This window comes from Pseudomonas sp. WMBT8 (assembly GCF_050916005.1).
Classification (GTDB): Bacteria; Pseudomonadota; Gammaproteobacteria; order Pseudomonadales; family Pseudomonadaceae; genus Aquipseudomonas.
In genome coordinates, this window is the sequence record NZ_CP188096.1 from 87,986 (window position 1) to 107,564 (window position 19,579).

18 protein-coding genes are annotated in these 19,579 nt (G+C 61.7%); 5 read left to right on the forward strand and 13 right to left on the reverse strand.

Annotated features, from left to right (window positions below; genetic code table 11):
- Positions 1-4: 4 nt before the first annotated feature.
- On the reverse strand, positions 5-1,351 hold the full coding sequence (algB, locus tag ACO77H_RS00430) for a sigma-54-dependent response regulator transcription factor AlgB (protein WP_169954127.1): 1,347 nt from the start codon (positions 1,349-1,351) through the stop codon (positions 5-7).
- Positions 1,352-1,747: 396 nt separating this feature from the next.
- Here algB and ACO77H_RS00435 point away from each other — a divergent pair, with 396 nt between their 5' ends.
- The 5 genes from ACO77H_RS00435 to ACO77H_RS00455 all read left to right on the forward strand — a co-directional run bounded on the left by ACO77H_RS00435 (position 1,748) and on the right by ACO77H_RS00455 (position 6,109).
- Positions 1,748-2,032, forward strand: a complete 285-nt coding sequence (locus ACO77H_RS00435; RefSeq protein WP_169954128.1) for a hypothetical protein — start codon at positions 1,748-1,750, stop codon at positions 2,030-2,032.
- Positions 2,033-2,111: 79 nt separating this feature from the next.
- Positions 2,112-2,276 (forward strand): DUF1328 domain-containing protein, encoded by a 165-nt coding sequence (locus tag ACO77H_RS00440; RefSeq protein WP_003170804.1) that lies wholly within the window; start codon positions 2,112-2,114, stop codon positions 2,274-2,276.
- Between the two features lie 2 nt (positions 2,277-2,278).
- Positions 2,279-2,746, forward strand: coding sequence for an inhibitor of vertebrate lysozyme family protein (locus tag ACO77H_RS00445; RefSeq protein ID WP_169954129.1), 468 nt, complete (start codon positions 2,279-2,281; stop codon positions 2,744-2,746).
- Positions 2,747-3,452: 706 nt separating this feature from the next.
- On the forward strand, positions 3,453-4,784 hold the full coding sequence (gltP, locus tag ACO77H_RS00450; protein ID WP_057444842.1) for a glutamate/aspartate:proton symporter GltP: 1,332 nt from the start codon (positions 3,453-3,455) through the stop codon (positions 4,782-4,784).
- 95 nt (positions 4,785-4,879) lie between these two features.
- Entirely contained in the window at positions 4,880-6,109 is a 1,230-nt protein-coding gene (locus tag ACO77H_RS00455) for a nucleoside recognition domain-containing protein (protein ID WP_170057442.1), read from the forward strand.
- Positions 6,110-6,200: 91 nt separating this feature from the next.
- Here ACO77H_RS00455 and ACO77H_RS00460 read toward each other — a convergent pair whose 3' ends face one another.
- The 12 genes from ACO77H_RS00460 to ACO77H_RS00515 all read right to left on the reverse strand — a co-directional run bounded on the left by ACO77H_RS00460 (position 6,201) and on the right by ACO77H_RS00515 (position 19,473).
- Complete coding sequence (locus tag ACO77H_RS00460; protein WP_172313883.1) at positions 6,201-6,818, reverse strand: ABC-type transport auxiliary lipoprotein family protein; 618 nt, start codon at positions 6,816-6,818, stop codon at positions 6,201-6,203.
- A complete protein-coding gene (locus ACO77H_RS00465) occupies positions 6,815-7,753 on the reverse strand; it encodes an MlaD family protein (RefSeq protein ID WP_170041969.1) in 939 nt (312 codons plus the stop codon). Before ACO77H_RS00465 ends, ACO77H_RS00460 begins: the two co-directional genes overlap by 4 nt.
- A 1-nt stretch (position 7,754) precedes the next feature.
- Complete coding sequence (locus ACO77H_RS00470) at positions 7,755-8,558, reverse strand: ATP-binding cassette domain-containing protein (RefSeq protein WP_169954133.1); 804 nt, start codon at positions 8,556-8,558, stop codon at positions 7,755-7,757.
- Positions 8,555-9,703, reverse strand: coding sequence for an ABC transporter permease (locus ACO77H_RS00475; RefSeq protein ID WP_169954134.1), 1,149 nt, complete (start codon positions 9,701-9,703; stop codon positions 8,555-8,557). The genes ACO77H_RS00470 and ACO77H_RS00475 overlap by 4 nt, the downstream gene beginning before the upstream one ends.
- Before the next feature lie 55 nt (positions 9,704-9,758).
- Positions 9,759-10,790 carry a DUF5924 family protein gene (locus tag ACO77H_RS00480; protein WP_170041968.1) on the reverse strand — a complete coding sequence of 344 codons (1,032 nt, stop codon included), beginning with the start codon at positions 10,788-10,790 and terminating at the stop codon, positions 9,759-9,761.
- Between the two features lie 72 nt (positions 10,791-10,862).
- Positions 10,863-12,245, reverse strand: coding sequence for a M16 family metallopeptidase (locus tag ACO77H_RS00485; RefSeq protein ID WP_432754835.1), 1,383 nt, complete (start codon positions 12,243-12,245; stop codon positions 10,863-10,865).
- A 146-nt stretch (positions 12,246-12,391) separates the two neighbouring features.
- Entirely contained in the window at positions 12,392-14,050 is a 1,659-nt protein-coding gene (locus ACO77H_RS00490; protein ID WP_169954137.1) for a Na/Pi cotransporter family protein, read from the reverse strand.
- A 209-nt stretch (positions 14,051-14,259) separates the two neighbouring features.
- Positions 14,260-15,027, reverse strand: a complete 768-nt coding sequence (locus ACO77H_RS00495) for a TerC family protein (RefSeq protein ID WP_169954138.1) — start codon at positions 15,025-15,027, stop codon at positions 14,260-14,262.
- A gap of 65 nt (positions 15,028-15,092) precedes the next feature.
- Entirely contained in the window at positions 15,093-16,400 is a 1,308-nt protein-coding gene (locus ACO77H_RS00500) for a CitMHS family transporter (RefSeq protein WP_432754836.1), read from the reverse strand.
- A 459-nt stretch (positions 16,401-16,859) separates the two neighbouring features.
- Positions 16,860-18,821 carry a DUF4105 domain-containing protein gene (locus tag ACO77H_RS00505; RefSeq protein ID WP_169954140.1) on the reverse strand — a complete coding sequence of 654 codons (1,962 nt, stop codon included), beginning with the start codon at positions 18,819-18,821 and terminating at the stop codon, positions 16,860-16,862.
- Complete coding sequence (locus ACO77H_RS00510; protein ID WP_029290409.1) at positions 18,818-19,138, reverse strand: DUF2388 domain-containing protein; 321 nt, start codon at positions 19,136-19,138, stop codon at positions 18,818-18,820. The genes ACO77H_RS00505 and ACO77H_RS00510 overlap by 4 nt, the downstream gene beginning before the upstream one ends.
- Before the next feature lie 26 nt (positions 19,139-19,164).
- Complete coding sequence (locus tag ACO77H_RS00515) at positions 19,165-19,473, reverse strand: DUF2388 domain-containing protein (protein WP_432754837.1); 309 nt, start codon at positions 19,471-19,473, stop codon at positions 19,165-19,167.
- Positions 19,474-19,579: the final 106 nt, after the last annotated feature.

Here is a 19,579-nt window from a genome sequence, read left to right on the forward strand (position 1 = left end):
CAGCTCACAGGTTGTATTGCTTGCGTTTGCGATACAGGGTCGACGCATCGATGCCCAGGGTCTTGGCCGCCTGGTCCAGGGTGTCGCTGGTGGCCAGGACGGCGCCGATATGGGCCTTTTCCAGTTCATCCAGGCTCAACGCCGCGCCGATACGCGGCGAGTTGTTGGTCGGTTGCTCGGCCATCCCCAGATGGCTGATTTCGACTTTCTCCTGGGCGCAGATGATGCTCGCGCGTTCCACGACGTTGCGTAGCTCACGGATATTGCCCGGCCAACGGTAGTTGAGCAGCGCTTCCCGGGCGTCATCGCTGAAGCCGCGAGCCGGTCGTGCGTACTCTTTGACGAAGCGCGCGAGGAAGCGGTCGGCGAGGGCCAGGATATCTTCGCTGCGTTCGCGCAGGGGCGGCAGGTGCAAGGTGATGACATTCAGGCGATACAACAAGTCCTCGCGAAAGCGTCCGTCGCGCACCATGTCCTCCAGGTTCAGGTTGGTCGCCGCCAGGATGCGCACATCGGCGCGTCGGGTGACAGGGTCACCGACCCGTTCATATTCCTTGTCCTGGATAAAACGCAGCAACTTGGGTTGCAGTGTCAGGGGAAAATCGCCGATCTCATCAAGAAACAGCGTGCCACCATCCGCTTGGTTGACTCGGCCCAAGGTGCTTTCGCTGGCGCCGGTAAAGGCCCCGCGGCTGTGGCCGAACAGTTCGCTTTCCATCAGTTCGGCGGTCAGGGACGGGCAGTTGATGGTGACGCAGGATTTTTTCGCCCTTTTGCTCCAGCCGTGAATCGCCCGGGCCAACTCACCTTTACCTGTGCCGGATTCGCCGAGGATCAGGATATTGGCATCGGTGCCGGCCACTTGTCGGGCGGTCTCCAGCACCACCATCATCGCCGGGCTATGGGAGTCGAGGCCATCCTTGGGTTGGCGCACCTCGCCCTCCAGTGCTTCCAGGCGCGCCGACAGCTGGCGCACTTCCAGTTGCTTGGCGGTGGCCAGGCGCAGTTGGTCGGGGCTGCATGGTTTGACCAGGTAATCGGCCGCGCCTGCCTGGATCGCATCCACTGCCGTATCGACGGCCGAATGAGCGGTGACGATCACCACACGCATCCACGGTGCCTGGATGCGCATCTGCGCCAGCACGTCCAGGCCATTGTCTTCGCCCAGGCGCAGGTCCAGGAAACACAGGTCGAACACCTGGCGTTGCAACAGGGCATCGGCCTGGGCCGCGCTGTTGGCGGTGGCTACGGTATAGCCTTCATCTTCCAGGCAGTAGCGGAAGGTGCGCAGGATTGCTGACTCGTCGTCCACTAAAAGAATGCGGCCTTGAAGTTCCTTGGCGGATTCCATCTGTCCCGCGCTCCTTAAAATAAGAATGATTGATCTTGGTTAGTCCCGGAATAATCGGGCAAGTTGCATGGTTTATTCTGATTGATTCAAAGCCCTATCGCGCAGCTATCTGAGACCATTCCTACTTATATGCCTGGGTAGCGGGTTTTTAACCCTTGTTGACCCTTCGGCAGTCCTACAGCCCTCTCTGATCCCTTGATCCGACCATTGGCCATCGTGCATTTCGCACGGTGAGGATAGGCGCATCGTGCAGGATGCTGCTGACAAGAAACGCACCTATCTTTTAAGTAGCTGATTTTATTGGCTTTTATTTGGATTAAAAACTGGCATGCACTCTGCAATACCTCCTCTACAAGCGTGATCAACGAACAAAACAACATGCGGGAGAGATTCAGGATGACTCGCCAAAGCCTCAAGCCATTGCGTGTATCGCCACTGCGCCTTCAACAGGGGCTGTTTGCCAGCCTCGCCTTGATGGTGACCTTGATCGGTGGCCAGCAATTGCAACATTGGCAGCAGAGCCAGCAGTCCGCCCCGCAGTTCGAGCGCGCACCGATGACACAGACCCATTTCCGATCCGTTGGCAGCACCAGCGCTGACGTGACAGCCCCACGCATGATGGCGGTTGAACAGGACATTGCCCTGTACGACGAACCCGTCCAGGAACGCTGGGTGTTCTAGGCACGAACCTGCCGCCCCGTTGGGTGCGACAGGATGGCTACACAGCAGTCACTTCTATAGACGCAAAAGGAGAATCACCATGTTGAGTTGGGCAATCACATTCCTGATCATTGCCATTGTGGCTGCAGTCCTGGGCTTCGGTGGTATCGCGGGCACCGCTACGGGTATCGCCAAGATTCTCTTTGTCGTCTTCCTGGTGATGTTCATCGCTTCCTTCTTCTTTGGCCGTCGCGGTCGAGGTTGAACATGGCCAACTTGTCTTTCAAAACCCTGGCTGCCGCCCTGCTGTTGGGCGGCAGTGGCTTGGCCATGGCCGCCAATGACGGCCAGGCGCGGGCCAATGAACTGCTCAATGCCGACCCGCAGTATCGGGAAACCTGGCAGGGCGTGGTCAAGAAGGAAGAGCGCCTGCCGGAATGGGTGATCAATCTGTCGGGCACCTCTGAGCAGATGAATGCCGTCACGGAGGACGGTGATGGGTATCTGGTAGGGCCGCTGTGTGAAACGGCTGACACCTGCCTGAATAAACGCCTGATCGTTGCCTTCAGCCTTGATAAGGAAGATGCCTACGCGATGCTGGTCGAAGTCCCAGCCGGGCTTCCGGCGGACAAGTCGCCAACTAGGCATGCGGACTACCGCTTCATCGGCAAGCCTGATGAAGGCATGCAGAAGTTGCTCATGGAGCAACTGAAGAAAGATCCGAATTGGTACTAGGCCCGTCTGCGGGCCTTACCCACATGGAAACCGGCCAACTGCCTGTTTCCGTTTGCACCTGCCTGGCGGCGGTGCATGACCAGGGGGCCGGGTTGCTCTGATCAAAGTGGATCGGCGTGACCTACGGGTACAGGGAGTGCCTGCGCAAGGGCCGGGTCAGGAGAAAAGCTGCGACGCAAGTCCGCAGGCAGTTATGGCCTGACGGACTTGCGACGGGCTCGCTCAGCATCCCGTGGCACTTATGCTGTACTTAGCTGCAAATTTCCTTTCTGCATCATCACAACCGTTTCACGGTGTTGCTACGTGACCATCTATCGAGAAAGTTTGTCTACGGCCAGACCTGTTTCTTGACGGTATGCGTAGGAAATTTCAAGAGTTTTTCCCTCCCCGCAAAAAAACCGAAAATCCCTGGGCAAGCCTGAAATGACCGGTTCACGGCAGGTATGCCTGACAAAATGTCGCATTCGAACTGACCAAACAGACAGATTTATTTGCAAAAACCCATGCCGATTCGGCATAGGGTAGGCGTTTACGGCATTAGACTCTGCCCCCGCGCATCGGAATAGTTGCGCCTTTTTTCGCTTGCCAGTAAGCCATATCGGCCATCTGCGGTGACCTTCTACGGAGGTTGATGCTCACACTTTTTCGCTCCCGGGCGTTCCAGCTGGCGCATCTGCCTGAGTCCACTTGAAACAAGGGTAATGACATGAAGAAGGCAAAACTAAGCCTCGCCTGGCAGATCCTCATCGGTCTGGTGCTAGGGATTGCAATCGGTGCTGTACTCAACCACTTCAGTGCCGAAAAAGCCTGGTGGATCAGCAACGTGTTGCAACCGGCGGGCGATATCTTTATCCGCCTGATCAAGATGATCGTGATCCCGATCGTGATTTCGTCGCTGATTGTCGGAATCGCCGGTGTGGGGGATGCGAAAAAACTCGGTCGGATCGGCGTGAAGACCATCGTTTACTTCGAAGTGGTCACTACCATCGCGATTGTGGTCGGTCTGCTGTTGGCCAACCTGTTCCACCCCGGTGCCGGGATCGACATGAGTACCCTGGGTACCGTGGATATCTCCAAGTACCAGGCGACCGCCGCCGAGGTGCAGCATGAACATGCGTTCATCGAGACCATCCTCAACCTGATCCCATCGAACATCTTTGCCGCCGTGGCCCGTGGCGAGATGCTGCCGATCATCTTCTTCTCCGTGTTGTTCGGCCTGGGCTTGTCGAGCCTCAAGCCAGACCTGCGCGAACCCCTGGTCACCATGTTCCAGGGCGTGTCCGAGAGCATGTTCAAAGTCACCCACATGATCATGAAATACGCCCCTATCGGTGTATTCGCCCTGATCGCCGTGACCGTGGCCAACTTCGGCTTCGCCTCGCTGCTGCCATTGGCCAAGCTGGTAATCCTGGTCTACGTTGCCATCCTGTTCTTCGCCTTTGTGATTCTCGGCCTGATCGCCCGCCTGTTTGGCTTCTCGGTGATCAAGCTGATGCGCATCTTCAAGGATGAGCTGGTACTGGCCTACTCCACCGCCAGCTCCGAGACCGTGCTGCCGCGCGTGATCGAGAAGATGGAAGCCTACGGTGCGCCGAAAGCCATTTGCAGCTTCGTGGTGCCGACCGGTTACTCGTTCAACCTCGACGGTTCGACCCTGTACCAGAGCATCGCGGCGATCTTCATTGCCCAGCTGTATGGCATCGACCTGTCGGTTGGCCAGCAACTGATGCTGGTACTGACCCTGATGGTCACCTCCAAAGGTATCGCCGGCGTGCCGGGCGTGTCCTTCGTGGTGCTGCTGGCCACCCTGGGCAGCGTGGGTATCCCATTGGAAGGCCTGGCGTTCATCGCCGGTGTCGACCGCATCATGGACATGGCGCGTACCGCCCTGAACGTGATCGGCAACGCCCTGGCCGTGTTGGTCATCGCGCGTTGGGAAGGCATGTACGACGATGCCAAGGGCGAGCGCTACTGGAACTCCCTGCCACACTGGCGGACCAAGACCGCGCTGCCGGCTGGCGAGACCAGCCAGGGCTGATCCCTGCTTGATACGCACAAACCCCGGTAAATCCGGGGTTTGTCGTTTCTGTCAGCCCCGCTATCATTCGCCACATATTTAAAGGGGTGTGACTGATGCTCAATGGCCTGTGGCTTGGCTTCTTTGTCGTGGCGATGGTATCGGCGCTGGTGCAATGGCTGGTGGGCGGTAACGCCGGGATCTTTGCGGCGATGGTGGAGAGTATCTTCGCCATGGCCAAGCTGTCTGTGGAAGTGATGGTGCTGCTGTTCGGCACCTTGACCCTGTGGCTAGGCTTTTTGCGCATCGCCGAGAAGGCCGGGATCGTCGAGTGGCTGGCCAAGGCCCTGGGCCCGCTATTCTTGCGGCTGATGCCGGAAGTACCGGCCGGTCACCCGGCCATCGGCTTGATCACCCTCAACTTTGCCGCCAACGGCCTGGGCCTGGATAACGCGGCGACGCCGATCGGCCTCAAGGCCATGAAGGCGCTGCAAGAACTCAATCCGATCCCCAACACCGCGACCAACGCGCAGATCCTGTTCCTGGTGCTCAACGCGTCTTCCCTGACCTTGCTGCCGGTGACGATCTTCATGTACCGCGCCCAGCAAGGCGCGCCCGACCCGACCCTGGTGTTCCTGCCGATCCTGCTGGCCACCAGCGCCTCGACCCTGGTGGGCCTGCTGTCGGTGGCGCTGATGCAGCGCCTGCGCCTGTGGGACCCAGTGGTGCTGGCGTACCTGATCCCCGGTGCGCTGGTGCTGGGCGGCTTCATGGCCTTGCTGGCGACGATGTCGGCCACGGCCCTGGCGGGCTTGTCTTCGATCCTCGGCAACCTCACGTTGTTTGGCCTGATCATGCTGTTTTTGCTGATCGGTGCGCTGCGCAAGGTCAAGGTCTATGAAGCGTTTGTCGAAGGCGCCAAAGAGGGCTTTGACGTCGCGAAGAACCTGCTGCCGTACCTGGTGGCGATGCTGTGTGCGGTTGGCGTACTGCGCGCTTCCGGGGCGCTGGAGTTTGGCCTCGAAGGGATTCGCCATCTGGTGGCCTGGACCGGCCTGGACACGCGTTTTGTCGATGCCTTGCCCACGGCGATGGTCAAGCCCTTCTCCGGCAGCGCGGCGCGGGCGATGCTGATCGAGACCATGCAGACCCAGGGCGTGGACAGCTTCCCGGCGCTGGTGGCGGCGACGATCCAGGGCAGTACCGAGACCACCTTCTACGTGCTGGCGGTGTACTTTGGCTCGGTGGGTATCCAGCGGGCGCGGCATGCGGTGGGGTGTGCGCTGCTGGCGGAATTGGCCGGTGTGGTGGCGGCGATTGCGGTTTGCTACTGGTTCTTTGGCTGAGCTTAGATCGCTATCGCAGGCAAGCCAGCTCCCACATTTTGATGTGTGAACACCGTCAAATGTGGGAGCTGGCTTGCCTGCGATGAGGCCCTCAGCGTTTCGGCGCTGTATTGCCCTGCTGCACCACCCAATCCACCACCTGCTTGTTCAACTGATCTCCCGCCAACCCAAACCCGGCCACTACCGCCGGCACCTGGGTATCACTCACCGGCTGGCGCACTTCAAAGCGCTTGGCCGCTACGATTCGCTGGTCGCTGCCGCGCACCAATCGCGCATCCAGCCGGATCACCACTTCCACCGCCGCGCCCCGGTACTCGCTCTGGAAGGCCTGCAACTGCCCGCCCAGCTCGAAATCCGCCTGCAGGTTGGTGTCATCGGTGCTCAGGAACGCCACCCGGCCATCACGCTGGAAACCGTCCAGCAGACGGTTGCGCAGCAGCACCGGCGCCGGATCGCTCCAGCGCGACTGGGCGTAGCTGCTGATCAAGTCGCCCTGGGGCACCACGGCAATGCGCGGGCTGTCGAGGAATTCACTGGCCTGCGGCTTAGCCAGGCGCAATGACCAGGTGCCCGCGCTGCCATGGGCAGGTGCTGGCGCCTGGGCCGCCGGCAGCCGGTAGACATTGGACGGATCGGCCTTGGGCAGGATCGAGCAGGCGCTGACCAGGGCCAGGGCTACCGGGAGGATCATTTGGTAAGCACGCTTCATGGCGTGAACTCCTTGTTCTTGTCACTGCCCAGCAGATACCCGCTGGGGTTGGCTTCCAGGCGACGGGTGATGGCGCGCAGGGAGCCGAGGGTATCGCGCAGCTCGCGCACGGCGGGCGCCAGTTCGTTGAGGCCCTGCATGCCGCTGTTCAGGGAGTCCTTGTTGCTGTCCAACAAACTGTTGATGGTGGCGGTGCTTTGCTCCAGGGAGCGCATGGCCCCTTCGGCGCTGCCGAACATCTGTTTGCCCTGGTCGTTGAGCAGCCCGTTGGCGTTGCGCATCAGCGCGGTGGTCTGCTCCAGGGCGCCGCCGGCCTGTTTGCTGACCTGGGCCAATTGCTGCATCACCACCTTGATATCGCCCCGTTGCTCGGCGATGGCCCCGGTGGTCTGCTCCAGGTGCGCCAGGGTGCCGCTCAGGCGGTCGACGTTAGCCGGCGAGAACATGCGGTTGGCGTTGTGCAGCAACAGGTTGATGCTGGTCATCAGGTCGTTGCTGTTGTTCAGCAGCCGGGCAATGGGCGATGGCGAGGCGATGATCTGCGGCAGCTCGCCGTTCTTGCCCTTGAGCTCGGCGCTTTGTGGGGTGCCGCCGCTGAGCTGGATGATCGAGGTGCCGGTGATGCCGGTCAGCGCCAGCTTGGCCTGGGTGTCTTCCTTGATCGGTGTCTGCCCGGCCAGGCGGATGCGCGCCAGTACGCGGCGCGGGTCTTTGGGATCCAGGCGCAGGCTGGTGACATCACCGACCTTGATCCCGCTGTACTGCACCGCGCTGCCCTGGGACAGGCCGCTGACCGCTTCGTTGAAGATCACTTCGTAATCCTGGAACGCGCTGTCGACGCTGGACTTGGCCAGCCACAGGCCGAAGAGCATGGCGCCGACCACGACTATCACGCTGAACAGACCGATCATCACATGATGGGCTCGGGTTTCCATGTCATACCTCGTTGAGCTGTTGAGCGGCATCCAATGCCGCGCGGCCCCGGGGGCCATGAAAGTATTCGTGAATCCAGGCGTCGTTCGTTTGCGAAACAACATCTATGGCTCCGGCCACCAATACCTTTTTCTGCGCCAGCACCGCCACGCGGTCGGTGATGGTGTAGAGCGTGTCCAGGTCATGGGTGATCAGCAGCACACTCAGGCCCAAGGCATCGCGCAGGGTCAGGATCAGTTGGTCGAATGCCGCTGCACCGATGGGGTCGAGGCCGGCGGTGGGTTCATCGAGAAACAGAATGTCCGGGTCCAGGGCCAGGGCGCGGGCCAGGGCCGCACGCTTGATCATCCCGCCGGAGAGCGACGACGGGTATTTGTCGGCCGCCGATAGCGGCAGCCCGGCCAGGGCCAGCTTCACGGCCGCCAGGTGCTCGGCATCGGCGCGGCTGAGGCCGGCGTGTTCGATCAATGGCAGGGCGACGTTCTCCGTGACCGTCAGCGAGGAAAACAGCGCGCCCTTCTGGAACAGCACGCCGAAACGTCGTTCCACCAGGGAGCGCTCCTGCTCCGACAGGCTCGGCAGGTTCTGCCCGAACACCCGCACCTGCCCTTCGCTGGGCTGACGCAGGCCGATGATGCTGCGCAGCAACACCGACTTGCCGCTGCCCGAGCCGCCGACCACGGCGAGGATCTCGCCTTTGTACAGGTCCAGGTCGAGGTTTTCATGCACGCTCTGCGGGCCAAAGCGGTTGCACAGGCCACGGACTTCGATCACCGCCTCGCTGGGCGCTCGCTGTAAACGGCTCACCAGCCCATCTCCATAAAGAACAGTGCGGCGACTGCATCGAGCACGATCACCACGAAAATCGATTGCACCACCGCAGAGGTGGTGTGGGCGCCGACCGACTCGGCGCTGCCGCTGACCTTGAAGCCTTCCAGGCAGCCAATGGCGGCGATCAGGAAGGCAAAGAACGGCGCTTTGACCAGGCCCACCAGCAAATGCTGGACGCCAATGTCCGATTGCAGCAGCGAGAGGAACATCGCCGGCGAGATATCCAGGGCCACGGCGCACACCACGCCGCCGCCGATAATCCCCGAAATCATGGCGAGAAAGGTCAGCATCGGCAGCGCTACCAGCAGCGCGAGGACGCGCGGCAGCACCAGCAACTCCATGGGGTCGAGGCCCATGGTACGGATGGCGTCGATTTCTTCGTTGGCCTTCATCGAGCCGATCTGCGCGGTGAAGGCGCTGGCGGTGCGGCCGGCCATCAGGATCGCGGTGAGTAGGACACCGAACTCCCGTAGGAAGGAAAACGCCACGAGGTCCACGGTAAAAATACTCGCGCCGAAACTTTCCAGCACCGTGGCGCCGAGAAACGCGACCACGGCGCCCACCAAAAAGGTCAGCAAGGCGACGATGGGTGCGGCATCGAGCCCGGTCTGTTCGATATGCGCCACCATCGGCGTCAGGCGCCAGCGCTTGGGCCGGAACACGCCGCGGGCAAAGGTTGCGAGGATCAGGCCGATAAAGCCCAGCAGGGTCATGGCGTCTTGCCAGACCGTATCCACCGCGCGGCCGATGCGGGCCAACAGCTGGATGCCGGCGCTTTCCTGCGGCTCTTTGACCGGCACACAGAAATCATTCAGGGAGCGGTAGACGGTCTTGAGCAGTGCGCGGTCGGCGGCGGGCAGACGGCAGTCGGTTTGTTCGGCGGAGTGTTCGATGCGCTCCGGGCCCAGCAGCTCTACCAGCAGCGAAGCGCCGGCGGTGTCGAGCGCACCCAGGCCGTTGAGGTCGACGCGGGTGCTGGCGTCGTACTGGCCGTCGAGGCTTGTCGACAACTTCTTCAGGGCGCTGTAATGGGCCAGCGTCCAGTCCCCGGTGACCCGTAGTTGGGGCGGCTGGGTGGATGCGTCCAGGTGGGCATTGCCTGCCGTTGTGCTACTGGTCATAAGCTCCGAGCTTGTTTGGCTATTCCACAATTGCTATGTAATAGCACGATCCGTCCTACTTTGGCGTGTCCGTTTGCGCTGTGTCAGTGACTTTAAAGCGCAACACGCCGATCACCTGGCCGTCTTCGGTCAGCACCCGTACTTGCCAGCGGCCCACGGCATTCGCCGGGAAGTTCTGCTTGTGGGTCCAGGCCCGGTAGCCTTCCTTGCGCCCGCCGTGGATATCCAGGGCGATGCGGTCGACTTCTTTGCCGTTGAACTGCCATACATGGTAGATGCGCTCGTCCAGCCCGCGCGGTGCGTTGATCGCGGTGTAGGCGTACAGGCCGCTGCTGCGCAGTTGGCTGGCGCTGACTTCCTTGAGGTCATCGCCGGGGGTGCGGTCCTGCAATTGGGTACTGATCGCCACTTCGGTCATCCACAGCGTGGCCGGCGGTACCCAACTGCGCAGGAACCAGCCTGCGCAACCAATCACCGCCGTCACGCCCAGCAGCATCAGCCAACCCTTGACGCTGCGCAGCGGCAGGCTCACGGCCAAGCTGGGGATCGACAGGGCCATCGCCACCCCCAGCGCCAGTTTGTAACTCTCGGCGGTGGTCAGGTGCAGGATGATCGGCAGCGCGGTGAGCAAGGCGGCAAACAGGGTCAGGGTGTGCAGCGCCAGAAACAGCGAGCGCTTGGGCGCCAGCCATTTGTAGTAAAGCGGGTCGGTGATCGAGACGAGCGCGGCGGCGCCCAGCAAACCGGTGAAAATCGCCTGGCTGCTGTTCCAGGTGGTGGTGACGAAAAAGAACGGCAGGACAAAGAACAGGCTTTCCTGGTGGATCATCTGGGTGGCGTAGCGCAGCAGCGGTTCGGGGATTTCCCGCTTGAAGACCTTGCTGAACAGCTGGGTGAAGCTGTTTTCGAGCATCAGCCACAGCCAGCTCACCAGCATGATGATCGCGATCCAGCTGGCCATGCCTTGCTGGCGGTCCACCAGGATAAAGCTGCCCACCCCCGAGATAAAACCGCCGAGTGCGATCACCCCTGGGTAGCGCTTCATCAGTTCGAGGATGCGCTGTATGAAATGGGTCAGGTATGGCATTCGGCGGTTCGCAGTCTTTGTAGGAAAAAATCCCAGACAGAATAACGTCTTAGCCCGTTGATAGGCGTGTCATTACACAATTGCTTTGCGATAACGGCGCAGCCCGATCAGCCCAATGGCGATCAGCCCCAGCATGCCTGCGGCGCCCCAGCCCAGGGCGTCGTAACTGAGCAGCGGCTTTTCAATGCGCCAGTAGCCTTGTTGGTTGAACAGCTGGCGCATGGCCTGGTTGGTTTGCGCCAGGCTCACGGCCTTGATGCGCTTGGCCGGGTCGCTGAAGCGCCCGTCGGCGTAGTCGGCCAAGGCGCTCCAATAGTAGTCGGCCAGCGCGCTATTGCCTTGCACGGCCCAGGCCTGGCGGTCGATGGCGGCTTGTTGCAGGCGGCGAAAGGTGGCCGGGTCGAGGCCATCCTCAAGCAGCCTGGCCTTGAGGTTCTCTAGGACGTGTTCGGCCTCGGGCAGGCTCTCGCGGTCGAGGTCGGCATTCAGGCTCATGAAACCCACGCCGCCCAGCACTTCGCGCTCGCTCCACGGGCCGTAGGACAGGCCATGCTGCAGGCGCAACTGGCGATACAACGCCCAATCCAGGTAATCCTTGAGCAGGTCGTAGGTGGCATCGTGCTGGTCGTCCAGCATCGGCTCGGGGAACAGCCAGTGCAGCTTGGCGCCATCGCCGACCCAGCCCCGGATCAGGTCACGATGGATCGCTGCGGCGCCAAGGGTTTGCGGCAAGGCCCGGTGTTCGGTGGGGTCCACCGGTTCGAGCTGGCCATAGGTGCGTTCCAGGTAGGCCGGTAGCAGTTTGTCGAGGTCGCCGACGATGATCAGGGTCATGTTGTTGGGGGCGTACCAGTCCTGGCGTACCTTTTCCAACTGGGCGCGGGTCAGGTGCTCGACCTCGGCGCGCTCGGCGCATTTGAGGCCCAGCTCCACCGCCAGTTGATTGCTGGCGTTGTGCCCCAAATCCTGGCGATCCAGCAGGCGTTGCAGGTGCGAATAGTGGCCACCGTCTTCGCGCTCGACCACTTGCTTGGCGGCGTTGATCGCCGCGTCGCTCAGTTCGGTACGGGTCAGGATCGCCTTCAGCAGGTCCAGCACCTTGCGCTGGTTACGTGCCGGGGCCTCGATGACGAAGGTGGTGTCGGCATTGCTGGTGTAGGCGTTCCACTCCCCGCCCAGGGCCTGCATCTGTTCTTCCAGCACACCTTCGCCGCCGCCATCGATGCCGCTGAACAGCAGGTGTTCGAGCAGGTGCGGCAGTTCCTTGTCGGCGCAGCTGAAGTCGTCCAGGCCTATGCCGACCACCAGGCGGATCGCTACGTGCCCGCGCTCGGTGCCCGGCTTGAGCAGCAATTGCAGGCCGTTGGGCAACATATAGCCTTCGACCTGCAAGCGATCAAAGGCAAAGGCGTGGGCCGAGCCTATGAGCAGGCAGGCGAATAACAGGCGACGCATAACGGGGTTCCTGGCGGGTGATGACTTTGTGAGCAGCCAGTGTGTCAGGCACGTATTCGTCTGCTGACACACCGCTATCGCGGGCAAGCCCGCTCCCACATTGGTTGGGCGGTGTTTTTAACTGACTCCCCGGGCGTGCGGTTCGTTCAGGGCGAATGGGTGATGTCGGCAATATTGTCCGTGGCCAGCGCGCCGGTCTCGGAGGTTTCCAACACTACATAAGCACTGCTGCAAAACAACGAGTTCAGGCGTTTCATGTCGGCAATCAGCTCCAGGTGCAGGGAACTGGTCTCGATGCTTTGCACGATCTTGCGTTGCAGGCGGCTGACATGGGCGTGGGCCAGGCGCCGTTCCTGGGCGCGGAAGCGGCGCTTCTCGCGCAGCAATTGGCGGGCGCTTTCCGGGTCGGCGCTGAGGAACACCGACAGGCCCAGGCGCAGGTTGGCGATCAACTGGCTGTGCAGGCCGGCCAGTTCTTCCAGCCCGACTTCGGAAAACGAGCGGCGCTGGGAGGTTTTCTGCTGCTGGACCTTGCGCAGCATGCGCTCGATCAAGTCGCCGGCCAGCTTCAGGTTGATCGATAGCTCGATGATCTCGGCCCAGCGCCGGCTGTCGTGCTCACTCAGGTCTTCCCGGGGCATTTGCGCCAAGTACAGTTTGATCGCGCTGTAGAGCGCTTCGACATCATCGCTGAGGCTGCGCATTTCCTGGGTGATGGCGGTTTGTTTGCCGCGCAGCACTTCCAGCATGGCGGTCAGCATGTTGTCGATCAGGTCGCCCAGGCGCAGGGTCTCCCGCGCCGCGTTGGCCAGGGCCAGGCTTGGGGTGGTCAGCGCCGTGGGGTCAAGATGGCGGGGTTTGGCCAGGCCATTGGCCTCCGGGCGCTCCGGCAGCAGCCAGGCACACAGGCGCGCCATGGGGCCGATGGTCGGCAGCAGGATCAGGCAGCGGGTGACGTTGTAGAGCAGGTGAAAGGTGATGACCATGCCCTGGGCGCTGTAGTCCAGGGTGTCCATCCACAGCACCAGCGGGTCAAGGACGGGGATGATCAGCAGCAGGCCAATCAGCTTGTACAGCAGGCTGCCCAGGGCCACCTGGCGCCCGGCGGCGTTTTGCATGCTGGTGCTGAGGAAGGCCAGTACGCCGCTGCCGATATTGGCGCCGATCACCAGGCCAATGGCCACATGCAGGCCAATCACCCCAGCGCCGGCCAGGGTTGCGGTCAGCAGCACGGCGGCCAGGCTGGAGTAGGAAATCATCGCAAACAACGCGCCCACCAAGGCATCGAGCAGGATGTCGCCGGTCAGCGAGGCGAACAGCACCTTGACGCCCTGGGCATGGGTAATCGGCCCGGCGGCTTCGACGATCAGTTGCAGGGCGAGAATGATCAGGCCCAGGCCGATCCCCACCCGGCCCATCTGCCCGGCGCGCGTCTGTTTGCGCGACAGGAAGAAGATCACCCCGAGAAAGATCAACAGCGGCGACAGCCATGACAGATCCAGGGTCAGCACCCGCGCCATCAGCGCCGTACCGACGTCGGCGCCGAGCATGGTCGCCAGGGCGGGCGTTAGGCCCATCAGGCCCTGGCCGACAAACGAGGTCACCAGCATCGCCGTGGCGTTGCTGCTCTGCACCATGGCAGTCACCAGGATCCCGGCAATGAACGCGAGCCAGCGCCTGGCCATGTTCTGCCCGATGACCTGGCGCAGGTTGGAACCGTAGACCCGCAGGATGCCGGTACGGACGATATGCGTGCCCCAGATCAACAGGGTCACCGCAGAAAGAAGATTGAGCAGGGTCAGCATGCTCGGCCCCCTGTATTGAGTCGTGCTCCAATGGAGCAAAAAGTGCCGCGTGCCGTTTTGTAGTGTGTACTTAAGCTGTAGTTGGCGAACGGCCTGTGCGCCAGCATCGCATAGCTAAAGTCGGCATTGAAACAAAACTGTCATGAAATCAGCTTTTTGCGGGCGAAAAAAAAGGGGCCCGCAAGGGCCCCCGTTTTGGTCATCTCGGGTTATTGACCCGGAATGTCCTTGCGCAGTTTCACTGGATCCTGCTGCTTTTTCTTCTTCGCGATGGCGGTACGCATCTTGATGTTGATGGCCTCGACCGCGAGGGAGAACGCCATGGCGAAGTACACGTAGCCTTTTGGCACATGCACATCGAAGGATTCGGCGATCAACACGGTACCCACGATCAACAGGAACGACAGCGCGAGCATTTTCAGCGACGGGTGCTTGTCGATGAACTCGCTGATGGTGCCGGCGGCCAGCATCATCACCAGTACGGCAACGACGATCGCGGCGACCATGACCGGTACGTGGGAAACCATGCCCACGGCGGTAATCACCGAGTCCAGGGAGAACACGATATCGATGATCGCGATCTGGATGATGGTGTAGATGAACTTGCCACCCTTGCCTTTCGGCTCTTCGTGGGTTTCGTCTTCACCTTCCAGGGCGTGGTACATCTCCTGGGAGCTTTTCCATAGCAGGAACAGGCCACCGAAGAACAGGATCAGGTCACGACCGGAAATACCCTGGCCCAATACCACGAACAGGTCGGCGGTCAGTTGCATCACCCAGGTGATCGACAGCAGCAGCAGGATCCGCGTGACCATGGCCAGGGCCAGGCCGAAGATCCGGGTGCGCGCCTGCATATGCTTGGGCATGCGGCTGACCAGGATCGAAATCATGATGATGTTATCGATGCCCAGGACGATCTCGAGTGCCGTCAAGGTGAAGAAGGCAATCCAGATCTCCGGATTGGTCAGCCATTCCATATGTGTTCCTTTGTGCGAGTGTTAGACCGCGCCGGCAGTAGGGCCGGCGCAGTGGGTTGTTACGATTATAGAGTGCTGAACAGCGGGAATGTGCCCAACAACAATGCGGCGATCATTATGCACAGGCATACCAATACTGCCCACTTCAGGGTGAAGCGCTGGTGGTCGCCAAATTCGATACCGGCCAGGGCTACCAGCAGGTAAGTCGAAGGTACCAGCGGGCTGAGCAAGTGTACCGGTTGGCCAACAATCGAGGCGCGGCCCATTTCTGCGGCGGTGATGCCGTAGTGGCTGGCGGCTTCGGCCAGCACCGGCAATACGCCGTAGTAGAACGCATCGTTGGACATGAAGAACGTGAACGGCATGCTCACCAGCGCGGTGATCACCGCCAGGTACGGGCCCAGCGCTTCCGGGATGACCGCCAGCAGGCTCTTGGACATGGCATCGACCATGCCGGTGCCCGACAGGATCCCGGTGAAGATACCGGCGGCGAAAATCAGGCCAACCACTGCCAGAACGCTGCCCGAGTGGGCCGCAACGCGGTCTTTCTGCTGTTGCAGGCACGGGTAGTTGACGATCATCGCGATACTGAAGGCCACCATGAACAGCACTGGCAGCGGGAGCAGGCCGGCGATCAGGGTGCACATCAGGACCAGGGTCAGGGCGCCGTTGAACCAGATCAGTTTCGGGCGACGGGCATCCGGGAACTGCGAGACGCTGATTTCGCTATGGTCGATTTCATCGCCTTGCAGGTGCAACACGCCCAGGCGAGCGCGTTCACGCAGGCCGTACATATAGGCAATCATCAGGATGGCCACTACGCCGGCGGCCATGGCCGGGATCATCGGTACGAAGATGTCCGAGGGATCCACGTGCAGCGCACTGGCGGCGCGGGCGGTCGGGCCGCCCCAGGGCGTCATGTTCATCACGCCGCCGGCGAGGATGATCAGGCCGGCCATGATCCGTGGGCTCATGCCAATGCGATTGTACAAAGGCAGCATGGCGGCCACGCAGATCATATAGGTAGTGGCGCCGTCACCGTCCAGGGACACCACCAGCGCCAGCACGGCAGTACCGACCGAGACTTTCAGCGGGTCGCCCTTGACCAGCTTGAGGATTTTGCGCACGGCCGGGTCGAACAGGCCGGAGTCGATCATCAAGGCAAAGTAGAGGATGGCAAACATCAGCATCACGCCGGTGGGCGCCAGCTTGGTGATGCCTTCGAGCATCATCGGGCCGATCTTCGGCGCAAAGCCACCGAACAGCGCGAACAGGATCGGCACGATGATCAGGGCGATCAGCGCCGACAGGCGCTTGGTCATGATCAGGAACATGAACGTGATGACCATGGCAAAGCCAAGGAAAGTCAGCATAGGAATACTCCAGGCGTAGCGCGGCTAGGGAATGGCGAACCGGGTGGGGTCAGCGCAGAACGAAAAGCGCGAGGCGTACGGGGGGAGTGGGGAAAAACAGGCGGGTACGAGCGGACATCAGAATCACCATTGTTGTTGTTAATTGGGCCCCTGGGCATAAAAACGCTCAGGTTGGCCAACCGGTCTATTGCCGGTAGTGAGGGCGATCCTAATCGCGAAAGCTTTCAGCCAGCTTTCGCTGGGTAAACAGGTGATGAACAGATGTTTCGTAGGATTGGTCTGGTTTTGATGTCTGTAAGGGCGCTATCGCGGGCAAGCCCTAATACCCGTCAGTTAAGCGCAGATCCCTGTGGGAGCGGGCTTGCTCGCGAAAGCAGTGGGTCAGTCAACCTCAATGTTTGCTGGGCCGACGTCTTCGCGGCGATGCGGCGATCCGACAAGCCCGCGATGCTTCTGATCTTAAGGCAGTTGCAGGCCGCCGGCCGCCTTGTGCAAGGCCCGCAGATGCTCGCCCACCTGCTTGAGATTGGCCTCGCAGGCGGCAATCTCCGCAGCCCGCGAAGGCTCCAGCAGCGCCCTCACCTCTTTATCCAGGTCGCCGGTCAACGATTGCAGCTGCTTCTGGCGCGATGCGCTTTCCGACTCCAGGCGCTGCCATTCCTTGGGCTGGGGCAATCCATAACCGCTGCTGCCGAGCAGCTCCGCCGGGCGGCTGAGGAAGCCGCTGTTGGCGAGGATCTGCTGCAACGTCGCATCGGCCTTGGCCATGCCGCCGTTCTTCAGCTCGCGGGCACCGAGGTAGCGTTGCTTGACCTCGTCCTGGGCGAGCATCAGTTGTTTGCGAAAGCTCGCCTGTTCCAGCAGCAGCAAAGCGGCGCTGGTGCGCAGGTCAGCCTGGTCGAACCAGGTCCTGCGTTGCTCGGCGCTCAAGGCCAGCCAGTCTTCGACCTGGGTCTGGGGGATCGGCAGGTGTTTTTTCAGCACCTCGAACATCGCCTGGTAGCGCTCGCGGAAGGAGTCGAAGTGATAACCCAGGCGCAAGGCTTCGCGGCGGTCATCCAGCACACTGGTGTCGGCCAGCCCGCGGGCCTTGAGCACTTCGAGCAAACCGTTGGGGGTGATGTTGTCCAGGGTGGTCAGTTGCGGGTTGGCGCTGCCGCTGCGCAGCAGTTTCAGGCCTTCGACCGCGCAGTTGTTGGAGAGGAAGTAGTAATTGCCGTCGTAGCTCCAGTGCATTTCGGCGGCGTGTTCGACGGTGTCGTTGATCTCTTGGCGCGTGAGGATCAAGGGCACGGACGCCAGGCCACGCAGTTCGGTCTTGGTGTACTCGTCGATGACCTGGGCCAGGGGCAGGACAAACAGGCGTGAAGGGTACTTGCCCACCAGCCCGTCCCAGCTCGATAGCTGCACGTCGCCCACGAATGCGCGGTAGGACAACACCAGGTGCTGGTCCAGGTCCAGGCGGCAATCCGGGCCACGGGGGCGGCCCGGCGCGCAGATCACCAGGCGCAGCATGCTGTGGCCCCAGCGGCTCACCAGGTTCTGGTTGGCTTCGGCCAGCAGATAGTCGATGGCGTACACGCGCTCGGGATCGACCTGGCCCAGGGGCGTCTTGGCAAAGTCGTTGCCGGCGTTGAGGAAGGCGAAGGTGTTGGCGCACGCGTCCTTGGCGGGCGGGGCCCAGCCGAAGTGTTGCTGGTAGTAACGGTACAGCGCGGGCCGGCGGCAGGCGTAGCTCGGGTCGAGGAGGAAGTACTCCATGTTGACCGCGACGAACTCCTTGGGGTTGGTGATTTCGTACAGGTCCGGACTGCGCGCCACTTGCCGGTTGTGTTGCTCGCGCTCGCCACGGCGGCCGACGTATTGCGGCCAGCCGGCCAGGTCGAGCAAGCGCGGGTCGTCGCTGAGGGTGAAGCGCCGATCATTCTGGCCACGGCATTGATCGGGCAGGCCGATCAGGCCGGTGATGTTGTTCTGGCGGCTGCAGCGTTGGATCAACGAGCGCTGGTCCTTGGGCCACAGGCGCGCGCGGTCGTAGATGTGGGTCAGTTCATGCAAGACGGTGGCGAGCAGCTCCCGGCGCACGGTGCCGTGGGGTCGCTGGGTCTGCTGGGTGGCGGCGGTACCGTCGGTGAGGCTGGCCAGTAGCCTGCGGTTGAGGTCCAGTTCGGACACCAGCGACGCCTGGCCATAGGCGTTGGCGGGCATGTCGTCGGTCCAGCCGACGTCGATGCGCCGGTCCAGTTGCTCGATGAAGCGCGGCGGCAGCGCCTGCATCGCTTCATCAAGCAATGCCTGGCTGGCCTGCTGCTGGGCTGGGCTCAAGCCGTCGGTCTTGAGCCGTAGTTGCAGGCTGGCCTGGGCGGCGTTGCCGGCCAGCAGCACCGTCGCAGCCAATAGCCAGGCGGTGAGGCGCCTCACAATGCGAGGATGGCTTCGGCGAGGACCTGGTCGCTGGCGTCGCGGGCTTCGGGCACGCGAGTTCGCAGGGTGTCGAAGGCGGCTTCCAGTTGCGCGCCACGGATATCGCCATTGCTGGCGACAAAGCTGGCGGCGTCATCGTGGGCTGCACGCACGACTTTGGAGTCACGGATAGAGGTGGTGGTGTCCGAGGTGAAATCAATGGTGCGGCCAAAGGCACGAACAATGATGTTACTGGTGGCCACGAGAGTTTGTGCCTGGGCGATATCTGCCAGCAAGAACAGGCCGAGAGCAGCTGCGATCAACGGGCGACGCATGGAATGACTCCAAAGGGTAAAGATGATTATTGGACGAGAATTGCCTGGGCCAGTTCAAGGTCACTGGACTTAAGTTTTGGCTGGGTGCGACGCAGGTAATCCAGTGCACTTTCCAGCCGGGCGCCCCGCCATTGGCCGTCAGTGGCAATAAACGCAGCAGCGTCCTCCTGGGCTGCCAGTATCAATTTACGATCGAACGGCGCCGAGGTCACTTTGCTGGTGGCATAGGCGCTGGCGACGAGGCTTTGTGTGGACAGATCAAAGGCCTGGACCGGCCCGGCCCCGCACACGGCAAGTACCGTGGGAACAATCAACAAGCGGTATGAAAAAGCCATGGGACTCGACAACTGAAAACGAGCGCCAAGGCTAGCGTAATGCCCGGGCGAGAGCCAGCGCGGGTACTTCTATGCAGGAGCCGGCAAGTCGGCTCCTGCAAAACAG

Bases quoted from the DNA above. Each gene is read 5' to 3' on its own strand.
- ACO77H_RS00480 (WP_170041968.1), bottom strand. From the start codon at position 10,790: ATGCCATACCTGACCCATTTCATACAGCGCATCCTCGAACTGATGAAG.
- ACO77H_RS00500 (WP_432754836.1), bottom strand. From the start codon at position 16,400: ATGCTGACTTTCCTTGGCTTTGCCATGGTCATCACGTTCATGTTCCTG.
- ACO77H_RS00495 (WP_169954138.1), bottom strand. From the start codon at position 15,027: ATGGAATGGCTGACCAATCCGGAGATCTGGATTGCCTTCTTCACCTTG.
- ACO77H_RS00455 (WP_170057442.1), top strand. From the start codon at position 4,880: ATGCTCAATGGCCTGTGGCTTGGCTTCTTTGTCGTGGCGATGGTATCG.
- ACO77H_RS00435 (WP_169954128.1), top strand. From the start codon at position 1,748: ATGACTCGCCAAAGCCTCAAGCCATTGCGTGTATCGCCACTGCGCCTT.
- algB (WP_169954127.1), bottom strand. From the start codon at position 1,351: ATGGAATCCGCCAAGGAACTTCAAGGCCGCATTCTTTTAGTGGACGAC.
- ACO77H_RS00440 (WP_003170804.1), top strand. From the start codon at position 2,112: ATGTTGAGTTGGGCAATCACATTCCTGATCATTGCCATTGTGGCTGCA.
- ACO77H_RS00465 (WP_170041969.1), bottom strand. From the start codon at position 7,753: ATGGAAACCCGAGCCCATCATGTGATGATCGGTCTGTTCAGCGTGATA.
- ACO77H_RS00485 (WP_432754835.1), bottom strand. From the start codon at position 12,245: ATGCGTCGCCTGTTATTCGCCTGCCTGCTCATAGGCTCGGCCCACGCC.
- gltP (WP_057444842.1), top strand. From the start codon at position 3,453: ATGAAGAAGGCAAAACTAAGCCTCGCCTGGCAGATCCTCATCGGTCTG.
- ACO77H_RS00445 (WP_169954129.1), top strand. From the start codon at position 2,279: ATGGCCAACTTGTCTTTCAAAACCCTGGCTGCCGCCCTGCTGTTGGGC.
- ACO77H_RS00460 (WP_172313883.1), bottom strand. From the start codon at position 6,818: ATGAAGCGTGCTTACCAAATGATCCTCCCGGTAGCCCTGGCCCTGGTC.
- ACO77H_RS00490 (WP_169954137.1), bottom strand. From the start codon at position 14,050: ATGCTGACCCTGCTCAATCTTCTTTCTGCGGTGACCCTGTTGATCTGG.
- ACO77H_RS00475 (WP_169954134.1), bottom strand. From the start codon at position 9,703: ATGACCAGTAGCACAACGGCAGGCAATGCCCACCTGGACGCATCCACC.
- ACO77H_RS00515 (WP_432754837.1), bottom strand. From the start codon at position 19,473: ATGGCTTTTTCATACCGCTTGTTGATTGTTCCCACGGTACTTGCCGTG.
- ACO77H_RS00510 (WP_029290409.1), bottom strand. From the start codon at position 19,138: ATGCGTCGCCCGTTGATCGCAGCTGCTCTCGGCCTGTTCTTGCTGGCA.